Source organism: uncultured Stenotrophomonas sp. (assembly GCF_913778665.1).
Classification (GTDB): Bacteria; Pseudomonadota; Gammaproteobacteria; order Xanthomonadales; family Xanthomonadaceae; genus Stenotrophomonas.
This window is the reverse complement of the sequence record NZ_CAJYVQ010000011.1, coordinates 387,119-405,611: the sequence shown is the minus strand read 5'-3', so window position 1 is coordinate 405,611 and position 18,493 is coordinate 387,119. Positions and strand designations below refer to the sequence as shown.

At 68.5% G+C, this 18,493-nt stretch carries 16 protein-coding genes and 1 pseudogene; 11 read left to right on the top strand and 6 right to left on the bottom strand.

Annotation, left to right across the window (positions count from 1 at the left end):
• Positions 1-37: 37 nt before the first annotated feature.
• Positions 38-682 carry a hypothetical protein gene (locus QZ853_RS17160; protein ID WP_345777913.1) on the bottom strand — a complete coding sequence of 215 codons (645 nt, stop codon included), beginning with the start codon at positions 680-682 and terminating at the stop codon, positions 38-40.
• 184 nt (positions 683-866) lie between these two features.
• Here QZ853_RS17160 and QZ853_RS17155 point away from each other — a divergent pair, with 184 nt between their 5' ends.
• Positions 867-2,027 (top strand): amidohydrolase family protein, encoded by a 1,161-nt coding sequence (locus tag QZ853_RS17155; RefSeq protein WP_295575745.1) that lies wholly within the window; start codon positions 867-869, stop codon positions 2,025-2,027.
• 73 nt (positions 2,028-2,100) lie between these two features.
• Here QZ853_RS17155 and QZ853_RS20595 read toward each other — a convergent pair.
• Positions 2,101-2,241, bottom strand: a pseudogene (locus QZ853_RS20595) (DUF3806 domain-containing protein); the annotation flags it as partial.
• 30 nt (positions 2,242-2,271) lie between these two features.
• Positions 2,272-3,153, bottom strand: a complete 882-nt coding sequence (locus QZ853_RS17145) for a LysR substrate-binding domain-containing protein (RefSeq protein ID WP_295575743.1) — start codon at positions 3,151-3,153, stop codon at positions 2,272-2,274.
• A 122-nt stretch (positions 3,154-3,275) separates the two neighbouring features.
• On the opposite strand from QZ853_RS17145, the gene QZ853_RS17140 reads away from it, so the two are divergent.
• Positions 3,276-3,977: an ankyrin repeat domain-containing protein gene (locus QZ853_RS17140; protein WP_345777912.1), complete on the top strand. Its 702-nt coding sequence runs from the start codon at positions 3,276-3,278 to the stop codon at positions 3,975-3,977.
• Between the two features lie 52 nt (positions 3,978-4,029).
• Positions 4,030-5,487, top strand: coding sequence for an amidohydrolase family protein (locus tag QZ853_RS17135; protein ID WP_295575739.1), 1,458 nt, complete (start codon positions 4,030-4,032; stop codon positions 5,485-5,487).
• A gap of 80 nt (positions 5,488-5,567) precedes the next feature.
• On the opposite strand, the gene QZ853_RS17130 is transcribed toward QZ853_RS17135, so the two are convergent.
• Complete coding sequence (locus QZ853_RS17130; RefSeq protein ID WP_295575737.1) at positions 5,568-6,497, bottom strand: LysR family transcriptional regulator; 930 nt, start codon at positions 6,495-6,497, stop codon at positions 5,568-5,570.
• 93 nt (positions 6,498-6,590) lie between these two features.
• Between QZ853_RS17130 and QZ853_RS17125 the strand changes: the two genes are divergently transcribed.
• A complete protein-coding gene (locus QZ853_RS17125; RefSeq protein ID WP_295575735.1) occupies positions 6,591-7,784 on the top strand; it encodes an MFS transporter in 1,194 nt (397 codons plus the stop codon).
• 40 nt (positions 7,785-7,824) lie between these two features.
• On the opposite strand, the gene QZ853_RS17120 is transcribed toward QZ853_RS17125, so the two are convergent.
• Both QZ853_RS17120 and QZ853_RS17115 read right to left on the bottom strand, forming a co-directional pair.
• Entirely contained in the window at positions 7,825-8,478 is a 654-nt protein-coding gene (locus QZ853_RS17120; protein WP_295575733.1) for a response regulator transcription factor, read from the bottom strand.
• On the bottom strand, positions 8,471-11,500 hold the full coding sequence (locus QZ853_RS17115; RefSeq protein WP_295575730.1) for a sensor histidine kinase: 3,030 nt from the start codon (positions 11,498-11,500) through the stop codon (positions 8,471-8,473). Before QZ853_RS17115 ends, QZ853_RS17120 begins: the two co-directional genes overlap by 8 nt.
• 96 nt (positions 11,501-11,596) lie before the next feature.
• Between QZ853_RS17115 and QZ853_RS17110 the strand changes: the two genes are divergently transcribed.
• The 7 genes from QZ853_RS17110 to QZ853_RS17080 all read left to right on the top strand — a co-directional run bounded on the left by QZ853_RS17110 (position 11,597) and on the right by QZ853_RS17080 (position 18,376).
• The gene (locus tag QZ853_RS17110; RefSeq protein WP_295575728.1) at positions 11,597-11,929 is read left to right on the top strand and encodes a hypothetical protein; all 333 of its coding nucleotides are present in this window, start codon (positions 11,597-11,599) and stop codon (positions 11,927-11,929) included.
• 50 nt (positions 11,930-11,979) lie between these two features.
• On the top strand, positions 11,980-12,423 hold the full coding sequence (locus tag QZ853_RS17105; protein WP_295575726.1) for an AraC family transcriptional regulator: 444 nt from the start codon (positions 11,980-11,982) through the stop codon (positions 12,421-12,423).
• Positions 12,420-13,076 (top strand): hydrolase, encoded by a 657-nt coding sequence (locus QZ853_RS17100; protein ID WP_295575723.1) that lies wholly within the window; start codon positions 12,420-12,422, stop codon positions 13,074-13,076. The genes QZ853_RS17105 and QZ853_RS17100 overlap by 4 nt, the downstream gene beginning before the upstream one ends.
• A gap of 2 nt (positions 13,077-13,078) precedes the next feature.
• Positions 13,079-13,504 (top strand): DoxX family protein, encoded by a 426-nt coding sequence (locus QZ853_RS17095; protein ID WP_295575720.1) that lies wholly within the window; start codon positions 13,079-13,081, stop codon positions 13,502-13,504.
• A 119-nt stretch (positions 13,505-13,623) separates the two neighbouring features.
• Positions 13,624-15,471, top strand: a complete 1,848-nt coding sequence (locus QZ853_RS17090) for an amidohydrolase (RefSeq protein WP_295576357.1) — start codon at positions 13,624-13,626, stop codon at positions 15,469-15,471.
• On the top strand, positions 15,450-16,733 hold the full coding sequence (locus tag QZ853_RS17085) for an alginate export family protein (RefSeq protein WP_295575717.1): 1,284 nt from the start codon (positions 15,450-15,452) through the stop codon (positions 16,731-16,733). The genes QZ853_RS17090 and QZ853_RS17085 overlap by 22 nt, the downstream gene beginning before the upstream one ends.
• A complete protein-coding gene (locus QZ853_RS17080; protein ID WP_295575715.1) occupies positions 16,727-18,376 on the top strand; it encodes an MFS transporter in 1,650 nt (549 codons plus the stop codon). The genes QZ853_RS17085 and QZ853_RS17080 overlap by 7 nt, the downstream gene beginning before the upstream one ends.
• Positions 18,377-18,493: the final 117 nt, after the last annotated feature.

Sequence of the window (18,493 nt, the reverse complement as noted above, 5' to 3'; positions counted from 1 at the left end):
TGTGTCGATATCCGCCGTGATGGCGCGCGCCGGTCGCCTAGGGCAGTGCCTGTTGCAGGTACGACTCGATGACGTAGCTGAAGGGCTGCTGCTGGCGATCGCGCAGCAGGGCGCGCACTTCCAGGATCACGCCGTGGTCGCCTTCGCCACGCGGTGGCCAGAAGGCCTGGTCGGCCAGTGTCTGGCGCTGGAAGCCGAGCGGGCCGACCACGCGGCCAAAGGGTTCGTCAGTGCTGTCCAGCACCTGGTTCATCGCCGGGCTGAGATGGTCCGGCAGGTACCAGTTGTCTGCCTCGGAGAGCACGCGGCTGCCGCAGACCAGTTGCACGCGGCGATAGCGCAGGGCGGTGCCAGGCTGCGTTGCGCCCAGTGCCTGCAGCACGTCGGCCGGCGCAGGCTTGTCCTGGCCGTGCATACGCACCGCGCGCACCCGCGCCTGTTGGGCCAGGCCGTGTTCGGCGCACCAGTATTCCAGGGTGGCGGTGGCGCTTTGCCCGGACAGCACACGCTGGTGCAGCCGCTCGACCAGCGCAGCCGATGCAATGCGCTGTTGGCCAGGCGGCGCCTGCAGCGGCGCGGTGGCGGCCGCATCCGTGGCAGATAGGCTGGCCATCGGGGCAGCAGCAAGCAGGGACGCGGCCTGCCAGCGGCGGAGACGATCGTGGCGGTCGGACGGGCCCATGCGGCATCACAACGGAAACAGGCGCCTATGGTACCCGTTCAGCGGTGTGCACGGCGTGGCTGCGACCGGCTGACGCAGATGCATTCATCGTGCTGGTGAATGCGTGGCATCCAGATATTTCGTTGGCCGATGGCCATGCCGAGGCGCACGATGGCTGCATGACACGGCTTTGCGGGAGTTTCCGATGACGCTTCAGTTCGTTCACGGCGGCGTGGATCGCGCCGGCGCGTCGCTGCATTTCCATATCCGTGACGGCCGCATCAGCGGCCTCAATGGCGATGCCCAGGCGGCCGAAGGTGCGAAAAGCGTCGATCTGACCGGCTTTACCGTCCTGCCTGGTCTGGTCGACGGCCACATCCATCTCGACAAGAGTTTCGTTGGCGACGGCTGGCACCCTCACCAGCCGGTCAACAGCCTGCGCGAGCGGCTGGCGGTGGAGAAGGCCGCACTGGCCACCGCCGCACCCATGGCCGATCGCGCCGAAGCCCTGATCCGTCAGTGCAGCGGTTTCGGCACGGTGGCCATGCGCTGTCACGTCGATGTCGATGCAAGCACCGGCCTGCACCATCTGCAGGCGGTGCGCGAGGCGGCATTGCGCTGCGCCGACATCATGCGCATCCAGCTGGTGGCGTTCCCGCAGGCAGGCGTGATGTCCCGCGCGGGTACGGCGGCCGTACTGGAACAGGCGCTGGCGGCGGGCGTGGAAGTGCTCGGTGGCATCGACCCGACCACGCTGGACGGCGACGCGGAAGGCCAGCTGGCACTGCTGTTCGGACTGGCCCAGCGCTATGGGGTGCAGTTGGACATCCATCTGCACGAGCCTGGCGAAACCGGCCTGGCCCAGCTGCTGCGGATTGCCGCGCGCACCCGTGCCGCCGGCCTGCAGGGGCGGGTCGCGGTCAGCCACGCATACGCGTTGGGAGAAGTGCCGCTGGCCCGCGCGCTGCAGGTGGGCGAGGCACTGGCCACGGCCGGTGTGGCGATCATGAGCAATGCCCCGGGCGACCATCCGTTCCCGCCGTTGCGCGCGCTGCACGAGGCGGGCGTGCGCGTGTTTGCCGGCAACGACAACATCCGCGACTGCTGGTGGCCATATGGCAATGGCGATCTGCTGCAGCGGGCGATGCTGCTCGGCTACCGTTCCGGCTTCTACACCGACGCCGACCTGATGCTGGCGCTGGAGATGGTCAGCACGCACGCGGCGCAGGTGGTCGGGCTGCCGCGCTACGGCATCGCCGAAGGCCTGCCGGCGACCTTTGTAGCGGTACGCGCCGATCATGGCCCGGCGGCGGTGGCCGCCGTACCTGCGCAACGCCGCGTGGTGGTCGACGGCCGCTGGCTGTAGATCCACGCCATGCGTGGACGAGCATGGTCGCAGGATGGCTGCATCCGCCCATGGCGTCGACCTGCCGTGCACAGGCCAGGCCCGGCACGCGCTGGGCCAGGGTATCGCCGAACGCCACCCCCAGCGCTTTCCAGCCATCGCTGTCGGTGCGATCGATCAGTCCTGCATCGACCACGCGCTGCAGCGTGCTGGGCTCCAGCGGCCGCTGCACGGGTGATCAATGCGCCAGTCCCGTACGGTTCGATCAGTCCGGTTCGCGCTGCACTTGGCGCCAGAGTTCACTGGCCAGCGCGCGCAGCGCGTCATCGGCGTCGGCGCGGTGCAGCAGGCCGATCTCATAGTTGTCGATCACTGGCAGGTTGCGCTCGCCATCGATGATGCGGTGTTCGCGATTGACCGCGCGGCGCGGCAGCAGGCTGATGCCGATGCCATCGGCCACGGCTCCCTGGATGCCGCTGAGCGAGGAGCTGGTGAAGGCGATGCGCCAGCGCAGGCCCAGCGCTTCCACGGCGTGGATCATCTCGTCGCGGTACAGCCCGCGCGGCGGGAAGGTGACCAGCGGCAGCGGGTCGTGCTGCAGGCTGCTGCTGCGCAGGCTGTCGATCCAGTGCATCGGCTCGCGCCGGCAGTGCACGGCCTGGCGGCTGTTGCGCCGCTGCTTGACCAGCACCAGGTCCAGCTCGCCGTGGTCGAAGCCGTGTGCTAGGTCACGGCTCAGCCCGCTGCTGATCTCCAGCTTCACCTGCGGGTGGCGGCGGCTGAAGGCCGCCAGCATGCGTGTGGTCTGTGCGTTGACGAAGTCCTCCGGCACGCCGATGCGCACGGCGGTTTCCACCGTGGCCCCGGCCAGCGCCTGTGCCATTTCCTCGTTCAGGTCGAGCATGCGCCGCGCGTAGCCGAGCAGGGTGTGGCCGGCGTCAGTGGGGTGCACGTCGCGGTGGCCGCGTTCGAGCAGGCGGTGCCCGGCCAGCTCTTCCAGCCGTCGCACCTTCTGGCTGACCGTGGACTGGGTTGAATGCAGGCGCGTAGCCGCCGTGGTGAAGCTGCCGCAGTCGGCCACCATCACCAGCGCCCGAAGCAGGTCCAGCTCGAACAGGGTTCTATTCGATTTGGCACTGTCTTGCATTTGAACATTTCACTTCTGGATACCCGGGGCGACTTCTACCATGCAGGGCAGAGGCCGGCAATGCCCGGCCGTTGCTACCGTCACGCGGCGTTCCGTGGCGACGGACATGAGGAGACACTGCCATGCGCTTCCGTCGTTCCCTTCGCTGGCCCGCACCTATGGCGCGCATGCTGCTGCTATGCCTTCTGGCCACGGTCACCCCTGCCTGCACTGCGACCCCCAAGGCTGACGGGGGCGCGCGCCTGCGCGATGCCGCCAGCCGCGGCGATGCCGAGGCCGTGCGCGAGGCGATCGCACAGGGCGCCGATCTGGAGGCACGTGACGGAAAAGGCCGCACCGCGCTGCTGCTGGCCACCCATGCCAACAACGTGGATGCCGCGCGCGAGTTGATCGAGGCCGGTGCCGACGTCAATGCCAAGGATGCCCTGCAGGACAGCGCCTACCTGTACGCCGGTGCGCGTGGCCTCGATGAAATCCTGGCGATGACCTTGGCGCACGGCGCCGACCTGCGCAGCACCAACCGCTATGGCGGCACCGCGCTGATTCCTGCCGCCGAGCGTGGCCACGTCGCCACCGTGCGCACGCTGCTGCGCGCAGGTGTGGCGGTGGACCACGTCAACCGCCTGCACTGGACGGCACTGCTGGAAGCGATCCTGCTCGGCGATGGCGGGCCGCGTCACGTGCAGATCGTGCAGCTGCTGCTGGACGCCGGCGCCGATCCCGAGCTGGCCGATGGCGAGGGCGTTACACCGCTGGCCCACGCCCGTCAGCGCGGCTACTCCGCCATCGAAACCCTGCTGCGTCAGCACGGCGCGGCGCGCTGAAGCCTGACCCCTTCCACCCCGCACGTTGCGCGTGCCCACCAGGATGCTGTCCATGTTCCGTTCCCGCCCACTGTTCTTCGCCATTCTTCTTGCCGCTGCACCGCTGTTGGCCGCGGCGGCGGAGCGTGCCGACCTGCTGATCCGCAACGCCACCGTGGTCGATGTCGAGCACGCCCGCAGCCTGGCGGGGCAGAGCGTGGTGATCCGTGGCGAGGACATCGTTGCGGTCGGTCCGGATGCGCAGCTGCGCAGCCAGTGGAACACCGACCGCCAGATCGATGCCAACGGCAAGTACCTGATCCCGGGGTTGTGGGACATGCACGTGCACTTCGGCGGTGGCCCGGCGCTGATCGAAGAGAACAAGGCACTGCTGCCGCTCTACATCGCGCACGGCATCACCACCGTGCGTGACTGCTCCGGCGACCTTCCCGAGCAGGTGCTGCAGTGGCGCGGCGATATTGCCAAGGGCACCCTGTTCGGCCCGCGCCTGCTCAGCTCGGGCGCGAAGATCGAAGGCATCAAGCCGGTATGGAAGGGCACCATCGAGGTGGGCAGCAAGGCCGACGTCGACCAGGCGATCACTCGCCTGCGGCACGACAAGGTAGATTTCGTGAAGATCACCGACAGCACGCTGAAGCCCGAGCTTTTCCTGTACTCGGCCAGCGCCGCGCGCAAGGCCGGCTTCAAGGCCTCGGGCCATATTCCGATGGCGCTGACCGTGCAGCAGGCGGTCGATGCCGGCTTGGCGTCGATCGAGCATCTGGACTATGCGTTCAAGGCCGGCAGCAAGGACGAAGCGAAGATCGCCGCCGACTTCGGTGCCGGGCGCATCGACCGCGCCGAAGCCAACCGCCGCCTCAACGCCAGCTTCGACCGTGACACGGCGATGCATGCCTACCGTGATTTCGCCAAGCGTGGCGTGTTCGTGACGCCGACCCTCAACGGTGGCCGCATCCTCGACTTCCTTGACCAGGATGACCACGCCAACGACCCGTACCTGGCCTACATCGGCCCCGGCCTGCGCGCGACCTACCAGTGGCGCGTGGACCGCGCGGCGAAGGCGACGCCGGCGCAGATCGAAGCGCGCCACGCGCAGTACCACCAAGTAGCTGCAGTGCTGCCGATGCTGCAGGAGGCCGGCGTGACCATCATTGCCGGCACCGATGCGGGCTTCCTCAATTCGTTCAACTTCCCGGGGATCGCCCTGCACCAGGAACTGCAGCTGTTCGTGAAGGAGGGCCTGAGCGCGCCGCAGGCGTTGTCGGCCGCAACCCGTTCCGGCCCGGCCTGGTTCGGGCAGATGGACCGTTACGGTGGTGTCGCGCAGGGCAAGGCCGCCGACCTGGTGCTGCTGACCGCCAACCCACTGCAGGACATCGCCGCCACCGAGAAGATCGACAGCGTGATCCTGCGCGGCAACGTGTATGACCGCTCCGCGCTGGACAAGATGCTGGCCGATGCAAAGGCCAAGGTCGCGGCGTGGAACGCGGAGGCGGCGAAAGCTGACTGATTGCGGGGTTGGACGGAATCCACGCATGGCGTGGATCTACCTGCACCCCCAAAGTGATCCACGCCGATGTGGCCGGCGCCCTAGCGAGGCGCCGGCCGCATGCCGTGCAGCTGCGGCAGTGCGGCCTTCATCGCATCGATGAAGGCGCGCAGCCGCGGCGGCTGCTGGCGCGCCGCAGGAAATACCACGTGTACTGGCAGTGCTGGAGCCTGCCAGTCCGGCAACAGCTGCACCAGCCGCCCCTGTGCGAGGTCGTCGGCCACCAGCCAGGCCGAGACCACCGCTGCGCCCAGCCCGGCGCGTGCAGCCTGCTGTACCACGAACAGGTTGTCGCTGAGCAGGCGTGGGCTGATTGACAGCGTATGCGCCCGGCCCTGCGCGTCATGCAGCAGCAGGCGTTCGCGGTAATAGGTCACCAGCGAGATCCAGGGCAGTGACTGGGCCTGCTCTGGCGTGCTGATCGCCTTGGCATCCACCAGCGACGGCGCCGCTACGACGATGCGCGGCACCTCGGCCAGCGGCAGTGCGACCATGCGCGGCTCGTCCACGGGGCCCACTCGCACCGCACAATCGATGCCCTCGGCAATGAAGTCCGGGCGACGATCTTCCAGGATCCACTCCAGGCTCAGCTGTGGGTGCTGGGCGAGGAACGCGAGCATGGTCGGCAGCAGCTGCGCCTGGCCGAAGGCGTGCGGCACCATCACCCGCAGGCGCCCGCGCAGCGTTTCCGGTTCGCCGTTCAGTTCGGCCTGCAGCGACTCCCATTCGTCAACCACGCGCTGCGCGTGACGCTGGCAGCGCAGGCCGTCCTCGGTCAGTTGCAGACCGTGGGTGGAGCGCTGCAGCAGGCGCAGGCCGAGCTGTCGCTCCAGTGCCTGCAGGCGGCGGCTGACCGTTGGCTGGGTGGTGCCCAGCTGCGCAGCGGCGGCAGACAGGCTGCCAGCATCGACGATCCGCAGGAAGGTGCGCAGTAGATCCAGGCGATCGGCGCCAGCGGCAAGGTTGGTCATGCGTATGGCGTATGAATGATATGTAGTTCAGCCTACTACAGGCGCAAGACGAATATCGGCAGGATACGTCCACTTTCTTCCGTGGACGCCCCCATGTCGACTCCCTCGCTTTCCGCTGCCACCGCACCGGAGACCTTGCCCTCTACCCCGCTGGTGCTGGCAATGGCGGCCGGCGCCGGTTTCTCGGTCGCCTCGCTGTACTACAGCCAGCCGATGCTGGGCCTGATCGCCCAGGACCTTGGCGCCGGTGAGCGCGCCGTCGGCCTGGTGCCGACCCTGACCCAGCTCGGCTATGCGCTGGGCATCCTGCTGCTGGCACCGCTGGGTGACCGCTTCGACCGCCGCCATCTGATCCTGTTGAAGTCCGCGCTGCTGACGCTGGCACTGGGCGCCGCCGCCATGGCCGGGCACCTGCCGGGCCTGCTGATGGCCAGCCTGCTGGTCGGGCTGATGGCAACGCTGGCACAGGACATCGTGCCCGCCGCCGCGGCGCTGGCACCGGATGCGCAGCGCGGGCAGATCGTCGGCCGGGTGATGACCGGCCTGCTGCTGGGCATCCTGTTGTCGCGGGTGGTCAGTGGCGTAGTAGCTGAAGCGTGGGGCTGGCGCACGCAGTTCGTGCTTGCCGGGGTATCGGTGGCGTTGATGGGTACGCTGATGGCACGCGCACTGCCGCGTTTCACGCCGACCAGCACCCTGCGCTATCCCGCGCTGCTGGGCTCGCTGCTGGCGCTGTGGCGCGAGCAGCCGCAGCTGCGTCGTGCGGTGGCCAGCCAGTCGCTGCTCGCAGTCGGTTTCAGTGCGTTCTGGTCGACCCTTGCACTGATGCTGCATGCACGCCTCGGCCTGGGCAGTGCGGCAGCCGGTGCATTCGGTATTGCCGGTGCGGCCGGTGCATTGGCCGCGCCGTTCGCGGGCCGTTTCGCTGATCGACTGGGGTGCCATGCGGTGGCACGGCTGGCGATTGCGGTGGCGCTGCTGGGCTTCGGCCTGCTGCTGGGCGAAACCTGGTTGCCGGACGCTGCGCTGTTGCCGCTGCTGGTGGTGAGTGCGCTGTTGTTCGACTTCGGCTTCCAGTCGGCGCTGGTGGCGCACCAGACCTTGGTCTACGGCCTGGTGCCGCCGGCGCGAAGCCGCCTCAATGCGTTGCTGTTCACGGGCATGTTCATCGGCATGGCCGCCGGCGGAGCGCTGGGCAGCTTGGCGCTGGCGCAGTGGGGGTGGCACGGCGTGGCCTGGCTGGCGGTGATGTGTGCCGGCGGCAGCCTGCTGCTGCGTTTGAAGTAGGGGTTGTTCGGCAGGGCTGCAAGCCCTGCCGAACAACCCCCTAATCGTGACCGCTGTCGTCCAGGCTGATGATGCCGCGCCGCAGTGCCTGAGTGACGGCATGGGTGCGGTCGCCGACGCCTAGCTTGTCCATCAAACTCTTCATGTGCGCCTTCACCGTCTGCTCGGAGATCTGCATGCGCTCGCCGATTCGCTTGTTCGACAGTCCGCCTGCCACGTGCCGCAGGACCTCGGTCTCGCGCGGTGACAGGCGGTCTTCCACCACGTGCGCGGCGATGCTGGCAGCCACCGCTGGAGGAATCGGCGCGCGACGACCGCCGGCCACCATGCGGATGGTGTCGATCAGCTCGTGGCGCAGCATGTCCTTCAGCAGGTAGGCGCTCGCACCGGCCTGCAGCGCACGCACCGCGCGCACGTCGCCGCGGTAGGTTGTCAGCACGATGATGCGCGCGCGCGGGTCGAGTGCACGGATCCGCACGATCGCTTCCACGCCATCCAGGCGCGGCATCTGCAGGTCCATCAGCACCACATCGGGCTGCAGCTGCTGGTACCGCGCGATGGCTTCCTCGCCATCGGCGGCTTCGCCCAGCAGGCGCAGGTCAGGCTGGGCGCCGAGCAGCGCGGCCAAGCCATCACGCAGCAGTGGGTGATCGTCGACTACCAGCACGCCGATCGGGGTAGGGGACTCAGTCATGGTTGGGTCTGCTCCAAGGCCAGCGCCAGCGCGACGGACGGCGGTGATACAGGCGCCGGGCAGGGACCGCCAGCGCCACTTCGGTACCCAGGCCTGGGCGGGTCCACAGCTGCAGCTCCGCGCCAAGCCGTTGCGCCCGCTCGCGCATGCCCTGCAGGCCCCAATGCCCGTGGCCGGCATTCTCGTCTGCGATGCCGACGCCATCGTCGCGCACGTGCAGCAGGAAACAGCGCGCGCCGTAGGACAGTTCCACTTCGATGGCGCGCGCATCGGCATGGCGCAATGCGTTTCGTATCGCCTCGCGGCCGATCAGGAATACCTCTTCGGCGGCGTCGACCTGCAGCGGTGGCGCCGCGCCCTCGACGGTCAGGCGCAGGGGGTTGATGCCGTGGCCAGCGTACTCGGCATGCACGTCGGCCAGTGCCGAGGCCAAGTCGCGCCCTGCGAACGGACCGTCGCGCAGCGCGTTGACCCGCTCGCGGCCCTCGGCCAGGTTGCGTTCGGCCAGTTGCATGGCCGCCTCCAGCTGGCTGCGCACCGGCTCCGGGGTCTGGGGTGACTGGCTGATCGCATGCAGGCGCAGGATCAGGCCCTGGCTGCCCTGCAGCAGCGTGTCATGCAGGTCGCGCGCGATGCGTTCGCGCTCACCATTGCGTTCCTGCAGGCGCGCGCGGAACAGTGCCGCCAGCTGGCCACTGCGGATGCGCACCGCCATCATCAGCAGCGCGAGTATCGCGGCGGCGCACAGTAGCTTGAACCACACGGTCTGCATGAAGGTGGGAGCGATGCGGAAGCTGCGGCTGGCCGGGGAGGTGCTCCAGATGCCGTCCTCGTTGGCCGCTTCCACCTCGAACCGGTAATTGCCCGGTGCGAGGTTGGTGTAATACGCGCGGGTGCTGCTGCCCGCATCCTGCCAGCCGTCGTCGACGCCGGAGAGGCGATAGCGGTAGCGGTTGCGCTCCGGGCGTGCCAGTGACAAGGCCACGTAGTCGATCTGCAGTTGGCTGGTACCGGCGGGAAGGCGCAGGCCATCGCGCAGCGGCTCGTGCTTGCTGCCATACAGCACCTCGCCGATGCGCACGCTGGGGGCCATCGTATTGACGTGCGAATGGGTGGTGTCCAGCCAGGCCAGGCCCTGGTTGGTGGCCAGCCACAGCAGGCCATCGTCGGCCAGGGCGGCGGTGGCGATGGGCCCGCTCTGCAGGGCGATTCCCGGCATGCCGTCGATCGCGTCGAACAGGCGCGGCGTGACCGGCAGGCCGGTACGCAGGGCACGGCGCAGCAGCCCGCTTTCCATCCGCACCAGGCCACGGCTGCCGTTGAGCCACAGGTGGCCATTGGCATCGGCGACCATGCCAGTGATGCCTTCCAGGACGCCGGCCATGTCGGTGCGCACCGGAACGAATCGTCCATTGCCCAGTCGCGCAGCCAGCCCGGCTTCGCCGGCGACCAGCAGAATGTCCTGGTGATGCAGCATCGCGGTGATCGGCCCCACCGACAGGCCCTGGCTGGCATCGAAGCTCTCGATGCGGTCCGCACTCATCCGGCGCAGGCGGCCGTCTGCATAGCCAAGCAGCAGCTGGCCATGGGCATCCAGTGCCAGCGATGAGCAGGCCTGCTCTGGCAGGCGAACCTCGCGCTGCCATTGCCCATGCAGGTAATGAAGGACGCCACGCTCACCCGTACACACCCAGGCCTGCTCGTCGTCGGGGAACAGCAGCGCATGCAGCGGTTGCCCGGTAAACGGGGCCGGCAGTGGGATCAACGATGTGCGGCCGCCAACTGTGCGCGCAAGATTGACCCAGTCGAACTGCCAGATCGGCGTAGGTGCCTGGCGTGCGGCGGCCTGCAGTTGCGTGGCGCTGCTGTCCAGCAGCGTGCGTCGCAGATCGTAGGGCTTGAGGTCTTCGCCATAGCCATACACGCGGCCATCGCTGGCCCGCACCAGCGAGCGGTAGGGATCGCTCGGGCCCACCGCCAAGGTGTGCACGCTGCGTGCGCGAAAGCGGTTGAGGCCGAGATTGGTGCCGACCCAGAGATTGCCTTCGCGATCGACGATGATCGGCACCGCCGAGGTGGCGGTCAGCCCGTGCGGTGAATCGAAGCGTTCCATGCGCACGGCCCGGGTGCCGTCGAAGGTGATGCGGGCCATGCCGCCGTGCGGGCTCATCGTGGCCCACAGCGCGCCATCGGCAGTGAACTGCAGACGAGCGGCGACCAGCTCTGGAAGCCGCCGCGCTTCACGTTCGCTTGCCGCCAACAGACCCTGCGCGTTGGCCAGCGGCGAGGTGCCGCGCACCCGGTCGGCCAGCCACACTTCACCTTGTGGGCTTTCGGCCAGTGTCGCCATCTGCGAGACCGCAATGCCGGTGTCTTCGAACGTGGTCTGGCCGGTCGCACGCATCCAGATCTTCAGGTCGGCCAGCACCCAGAACGTACCCCGGCTATCGTGCAGCACCCACTGCACGCGGCGCTCCGGCAGCCCGGCATTTGCCAGCAGTGGCTGCCAGCGCTGTCCGTCAAAGCGGCGCAGCCCGCCGTTGATCGCCGCCCACAGCTGGCCCTGGCGATCGTGGCTGAAGCGCGGGACCACGCCGACCGGCACCCCTTGCTCGCGGCCGTAGTTGCGCAGCTGTCCCTGTGCGAACCGGCTGATGCCCGCCTGGAAGTAACCGATCCACAGAGCACCATCGCGGCCCGGTGCCAGCGTGACCATGTTGGTGGACGGAAAATGGCTGCCGACGGGCGCCGCTTGCCGTTCGAAACGACGGCCATCGAAGCGGTACAGGCCTGAGCCCGTGGCCAGCCACAACAGACCGTCGCGGTCCTGGACAATGTCCCAGATGTCGCCGGGCGCCCCCTGGCCGACGCGCCAGGCCGTGTGCTCGTAATCGGGCAGTCCGCCGCTCACCGGCGGGCGCTGCACGGCAAGAGCGGGCAGGGCAGTCAACAGCAGCAGGCACGTCAGCAGCGTCGGCAAACGACACCGGAACGGGAAGGGGCGGCCACGCATGGCGCGCATTCTGGCAGGTGTGGGGCAACCGAGGGTGACCCGAACGGGGTAGGCGGCCGGCGCCACCGTCGGATATCACGCCGGCATGTTCCCCGGAGCCCGGCCATGCAGCGCCTGTTCGTGATGTTCCCCGACCGCGGTCCAGGCCTGGGTCTGCTGTGGCTGCGGCTGTGCCTGGCCGCTGCGCTGTGCATGCCTGGCACGCACGCAGGCGGGTGGTCGGTGCTGTGCCTGCTGGCGGTGGCGATGCTCGTGCTGGGCGCGCTGACCCCGCTGGCCGTCGCGCTGGCCGCCGTCAGCCTGCACGCACAGACCGTACCCTGGCCGCTGGCGCTGCTGCCGCTGTCCCTGCTGGTGCTGGGTCCAGGGGCCTATTCGCTGGACGCACGCTGGTTCGGACGCCGCGTGATCGGCCGCCGGCCTCCCCCATTCGGGTAGGCGCTGGCCTCGACCGACGGGGGTAGGGCATCGCGCGCACGCGCCGCACCATGGGCTACCCCCTCGCGGCGTCCTCGATGGCCACCGTCCTTCCGCATGCCCCGCCCGCCGCGTCGTTGGCACCGCATCAGGCCGCCGCGTTGCAGCGGGCGCTGCGCTATGTCGATGAACACCTGTCACAGCCGCTGCGGGTAACCCAGCTGGCGGAGGCTGCCTGTGTCAGCCGTTTCCATCTGGTGCGCCTGTTCCGCACCGGTACCGGCGCCAGTCCGCTGCGCTATGTCCGCCGGCGCCGTATCGAACGTGCGCGCCAGCTGTTGTCGGCCCAGCATCTGCCGATGTCCTGCCTGGCGCAGCAGCTCGGCTTCTTTGACCAGAGCCATTTCGTCCGCAGCTTCCGCGCGGAGACGGGCTGCAGTCCCGGCCAGTACCTGGCTGGCGATGCCGCGCTCCTGCTTCCCCCAGACCTTGATTCCAACGGAGTCCACGCATGAACCTTGCAACTGCCACGCCCGCCCCGTCCCTGTTGTCACCGACCGACCATGCACTGGTGCTGATCGACTTCCAGTCGCAGATGGCGTTTGCCACCCACACGATCGACATCTCCGCACTGCGCAACAACGTGGCACTGATCGGCAAGGGCGCCAAGGGCTTCAACGTGCCGGTGCTGCTGACCACGGTGGCGGAAGCCTCGTTCTCCGGCCCGATGTTCCCCGAGCTGCCGGCGATTTTTCCGGGCCATACGGTGTTCGATCGCACCTCGATGAACACGTGGGAGGACCAGCCGGTGATCGACGAGATCAACCGAATCGGCAAGCGCCGGCTGGTGATGGCCGGCCTGTGGACCAGCGTCTGCATCGTCGGCCCGGCGCTGTCGGCACTGGCGCAGGGCTTCGAGGTACATGTGATCACCGACGCCTGTGGCGACGTCAGCGAGGAAGCGCACGAGCGCGCCATCACCCGCATGGTGCAGGCCGGGGTAGTAGCGATGACCAGCGTGCAGTACCTGCTGGAACTTCAGCGCGATTGGGCGCGCGGCGAGACCTACGGGCTGACCACCGGCATCGCCCGTGACCACGCCGGCGGTTATGGCATCGGCATCCAGTATGCCAAGCGCATGTTCGGCGCGCAGGAAGGCGGGCACTGAGCATGCTGTCCGGGCATGGCCTCGACCTGGCCCTGCTGATGCTGCGCGTGGCGGCAGGAGGCTTCCTGCTGCCACACGCGCTGGGCAAGCTGTTCGGCTGGTTCGGTGGCCCCGGCCTGGCCGGTTTCGCCAGCGAGCTGCGCGGCTTCGGGTTGCCGGCGGCCGTGCCATTGCCGTTGCTGCTGGCGCTGCTGCAGGTGTTGTCCGGGCTGGCGGTGCTGCTGGGCTGGCAGACCCGCATCGCCGCACTGGCGGCCGCTGCTTTCATCGGCTTCACCGTACTGTTGGCCCTGCCCAAGGGCTGGTTCTGGATGCGCGGCGGTAGTGAGTACCCGTTGATGTGGACCACGGTACTGCTGGCCCTCGCGCTGGCCGGGCCTGGCGCCTGGGCGCTGGATGGCGAACGCCTTCCGGGAGAGTTCGCATGAGTCACGATCCACTCGACCACGGCCGCCGCAACGTGGTGCTGGCCAGCGGCGCTGCCGTTGCACTGGGGTTGGCCGGCCACGCCGGCGCCGCACTCGATTCCACTTCCAAGGAGCGTCGCATGAGCACGCTGGTCATCCGCAATGCCCGCATCACCACGCTTGATCCGCAGCAACCGCACGCACAGGCGCTGGCCGTGCAGGAAGGCCGTATCGTCGCTGTCGGTAGCGACGCGGAGATCATGCGCGGGTGGGGCAATGAAGCGACCCTGATCGACGCGCAGGGCCGGCGCCTGCTGCCCGGCCTCAACGACAGCCATACCCATCTGATCCGTGGCGGCCTGAACTACAACCTGGAACTGCGATGGGACGGCCTGCGCTCGCTCGCCGACGCGATGGCGATGCTGAAAGCCCAGGTCGACCGCACGCCAGCGCCGCAGTGGGTGCGCGTGGTCGGTGGCTTCACCGCCGCGCAGTTCAACGAGAAGCGCCTGCCGACCCTGCAGGAGCTGAACGCCATTGCACCCGATACGCCGGTGTTCCTGCTGCACCTGTACGACCGCGCGCTGCTCAACCGCGCCGCGCTGCGCGCTTGCGGCTACAACAAGGATACCCCCGATCCGCCGGGTGGGCAGATCGTGCGTGATTCGCTGGGCAACCCGACAGGGCTGCTGCTGGCCAAGCCCAATGCGCTGATCCTGTATGCCACGCTGGCCAAAGGCCCGCGCCTGCCGATCGAGTACCAGGCCAATTCCACGCGCCACTTCATGCGCGAACTGAACCGGCTTGGCATCACCTCGGTGATCGACGCAGGCGGCGGCTTCCAGAACTATCCCGAGGACTACCAGGTCATCGAGCAGCTGCATCGCGACGACCAGCTGACGGTGCGCATCGCCTACAACCTGTTCACCCAGAACAAGGGCAAGGAAGTGGACGACTTCAGGGGCTGGAGCGAGATCCTGCAGCCGCGCCAGGGCGATGACCTGCTGCGCCACAATGGCGCCGGGGAAATGCTGGTGTTCTCGGCCGCCGATTTCGAGTTGTTCAACGAGCCGCGGCCGGAGCTGCCGCCGGAGCTTGAGCCCGAACTGCACGACGTGGTGAAGCTGCTGGTCGAGAAGCGCTGGCCGTTCCGTATCCACGCCACCTACGACGAGAGCATCACCCGCATCCTCGATGTGTACGAACAGGTCAACCGCGAGGTGCCGTTCGATGGCCTGCACTGGTTCATCGACCACGCAGAGACCATCACCCCGCGCAACATCGAACGCATCCGTGCGCTGGGTGGCGGCATCGCCGTGCAGCACCGCATGGCCTACCAGGGCGAAGCCTTCGTCGAGCGCTACGGTGTGCAGGCTGCGCGGCACACGCCGCCGGTGAAGCGGATGCTGGCCGAGGGAGTACCGGTGGGCGCGGGCACCGATGCCACCCGTGTGGCCAGCTACAACCCATGGGTGGCGCTGTCGTGGCTGGTGACCGGGCGCACCGTGGGTGGTCTGGTCCTGTATGGCGAGGAAAACCAGCTTGAACGCGAGCAGGCGCTGCGCCTGTGGACCCAGGGCAGCGCTTGGTTCTCCGGCGACGAGGCGGTGAAGGGCACCCTGAAAGCCGGCCAGCTGGCTGATTTCATCCTGCTCTCGGCCGACTTCTTCCGCGTCGACGACGCGCAGATCGCCGACATCACCAGCGTGCTGACCGTCGTCGGCGGCCGCATCGTGCATGCCGACGGCGACTATGCAGGGCTTGCGCCGCAGCTGCCAGCGGCGATGCCGGACTGGTCGCCGGTTAACCGCTTCGGCGGCTACCATGTCGGCGGCGAAGCCACCGGCCTTGCGGCGGCCCGCCATCATCACCATGGCGCTGCCTGCAGCACCCACGGCGTGCATGGGCACGCCGCGCACCACGCCGCGCCGACCGATGACCTGACCGCGTTCTGGGGCGCGATGGGATGCTCGTGCTTCGCGTTCTGAGCCTGGCGTTGCTGGTTGCGCTGGCATTGGTGCTGGCCTGCGAACCTGGGCATTGCACCGACGCAGGAGGCAGCCAGCTGCATTGGGACGCGTCGCTGCGCCTGCGTGGGATGTACTACGATCCGATCCGCTTCGGCATTGGCGGTGCGGAAGATGGCTATGGCCTGATGCGCGCGTTGGCCTCGGCCGGCTATGTGGAGGACACGTGGCAGGCGAAGCTGCAGCTGGGCGTGCACGGCGAGAATGGCAAGGCAGGTGGCCCGGGCCGGACCGACCGCAGTGCACTGGATGTGCAGCAGGCGTACTGGCGCTGGCAGCGCGGGAGCTTCCACCTGCAGCTGGGACGGCAGGAAGCGGGCTATGGCAGTTCGCGCCTGCTGTCGGTGCGCGATGGGCCGAACATCCGGCTGGCCTTCGATGGCGCCCGCGCAGGTTGGAAGGGACGGTTGGGTTCGCTCGATCTGATGGCGCTGCGACCGGTGCAGAACCGTCCGGGTGCCTTCGACGATCGCGGTGAGCCGGGGGCGCACCTGTGGGGCGCGTATGCCACCACGGCGCGCGGCCGTTGGCCCGGGCAATGGGACCTGCACCTGCTGGACTACCGCCGCGAAGGTGCGCGCTTTGCCGCTGGTTCCGGCATCGAGCGTCGGCAGACCGTCGGCGCGCGCTGGTTCGGCCAGGCCGGCGCACTGGACTGGAACAGCGAGCTGGTCGCGCAGGGCGGTGAACTACGCACTGCCACCGGCGACCTCGACATCCGCGCGTGGACACTGGCCACCGACACCGGCTGGCGCTGGAGCCGCCTGCCGCTGCAACCACGGCTTGGCCTGAAGGCCGACATCGCCAGCGGCGATGGCAACCTGCGCGATGGGCGGCTGGGCACGTTCAACGCGTTGTTCCCGAAGTCCGCTTATTTCAGCGAAGCCAGCCTGCTGGCGCCGGCCAACCTGATGGACCTGCAGCCGACCCTGTCGCTGCGCCTGCACGACACGGTGACGACCGAGCTGGGCGTACAGATGGCCTGGAAGCATCGTCGCGCCGATGCGGTGTACACCACGCCGGCACCGCTGGTGGGCTTGCCCGGTACCGCCGACGGTGCACGCCGGATCGGCACCCAATACAAATCCGAAACCCGCTGGCAGGCCAGCGAACACTGGCAATGGCAGCTGCAGCTGGCCTGGGTCGACGCTGGACCTGCACTGACGCAGGCCGGCGGTCAGGACACGCTGTTCGCCTCGATCGTTGGAGCATGGCAATGGTGAACGCACGCGCGTCGCAACCTTCCGCACAGGCCGCAGGTGCCTGGTCCCCGTTGAAGATCCAGATGTTCCGTTCGATCTGGCTGGCGATCCTGGCCAGCAACATCGGCACCTGGGTCAACGACGTCGCCGCTGCCTGGGTGATGGCCGAGCGCACCGGCTCGCCGTTGATGGTGGCGCTGGTGCAATCGGCCACCACCGTGCCGATCGTGCTGCTGGCGCTGGCCGCGGGTACGCTGGCCGACATCGTCGATCGCCGCAGGTACCTGTTGGCGACCCAGGGCTGGATGCTGCTGGTGGCGGCAGTGATGGCGAGCTTGACCGCGATGGATCAGCTGACCCCGGAACTGCTGGTGCTGCTGACCTTCTGCATGGGCTGCGGCGCGGCGATGGCGATGCCGGCGCAGGCAGCGATCGTGTCCGAACTGGTGCCGCAGCCGATGCTGGCCTCGGCAGTGGCATTGAACTCGATCGGCATCAACATCGCGCGCTCGATCGGACCGGCCATCGGGGGCGTGATTGTTGCCCAGCTCGGTGCGGTGTGGGCGTTCGGATTCAACGCGATCACCTTCGCCGCGATGCTGTTCGTGGTGTGGGGCTGGAAGCGTGATCCGAAGCAGTCGAGCCTGCCTCCGGAAGGTTTCGGCGCCGGCCTCAAGGCGGGCCTGCGTTACGCCAGCCGCGCCGGGCGACTGCAGGCGGTGCTGATCAAGTCGGTCGGCTTCTTCTTCTTCGCCGCCGCGATGAACGCGCTGCTGCCGGTGGTGGTGCGCGGGCAGATGCACGGTGGGGCAGGGCAGTACGGCATGTTGCTGGGCTGCATCGGGATCGGCGCGGTGGGAGGTGCGTTGCTGCTGCCGAAGCTGCGCGCACGGCTGGACCGTGACCTGCTGGTGCTGCTGGCCACGCTTTCGCTGGCGTTGAGCCTGGTCGGTCTGGCGCTGACCCGTAGCTGGTATGTGCTGCCGCTGGTGATGCTGGTCAACGGGTTTGCCTGGATCACCGTGTTGTCGTCATTGCAGATTGCGGCGCAGACTGCGGTGCCGGCATGGGTGCGCGCACGTGCGCTGGCGCTGTACATCGTGGTGTTCTCGGCAGGCATGGCCGCCGGTGGCCTGAGCTGGGGTGCGCTGGCGCAGCGCACCTCGCCGGAACTGACCTTGCTGGTGGCGGCGACCGGCGCGGTGATCGGCGGGCTGCTGGTGTGGCGCGTACGCATCGCCGGCACCGAGGACCTGAACCTGCGCCCGGCCGGGCATTGGCCGGCGCCGGAGCTGTCGGTGCCGGTGTCGAACGATCGTGGCCCGGTGCTGGTGACCATCGAGTACCGCATCGAGGAGGGTGATCGCGCTGCATTCCAGGCGCAGATGCGCACGCTGGGAACCGTTCGCCGCCGCGATGGCGCGGTGGTCTGGGGCGTGGTCGAGGATGTAGCCAGCCCCGGCATTCACCTGGAGTATTTCGTGACCCCGTCATGGCTGGAGCATCTGCGCCAGCACGAACGCATCACCGCCGATGACAAGGCGATCCAGGAAGTGCTGCGCGGGCTGCATCGCGGTGAACGGGCACCGGTGGTGCGCCATTTCGTGGGCGGCCACGACCCGCTGCCCAAGACTGGGGTCCCGCACCACCACAACGACATCTGAGCGGCCCCTGGTAGAGCCGACCGCTGGCCGGCTGTACAGATTGCGATGGATTGATCGGGGTGCCGGCCCGCGGCCGGCACTACCGATGGGGGGCGGCGCGGTGAGGCGCCGCCGCGG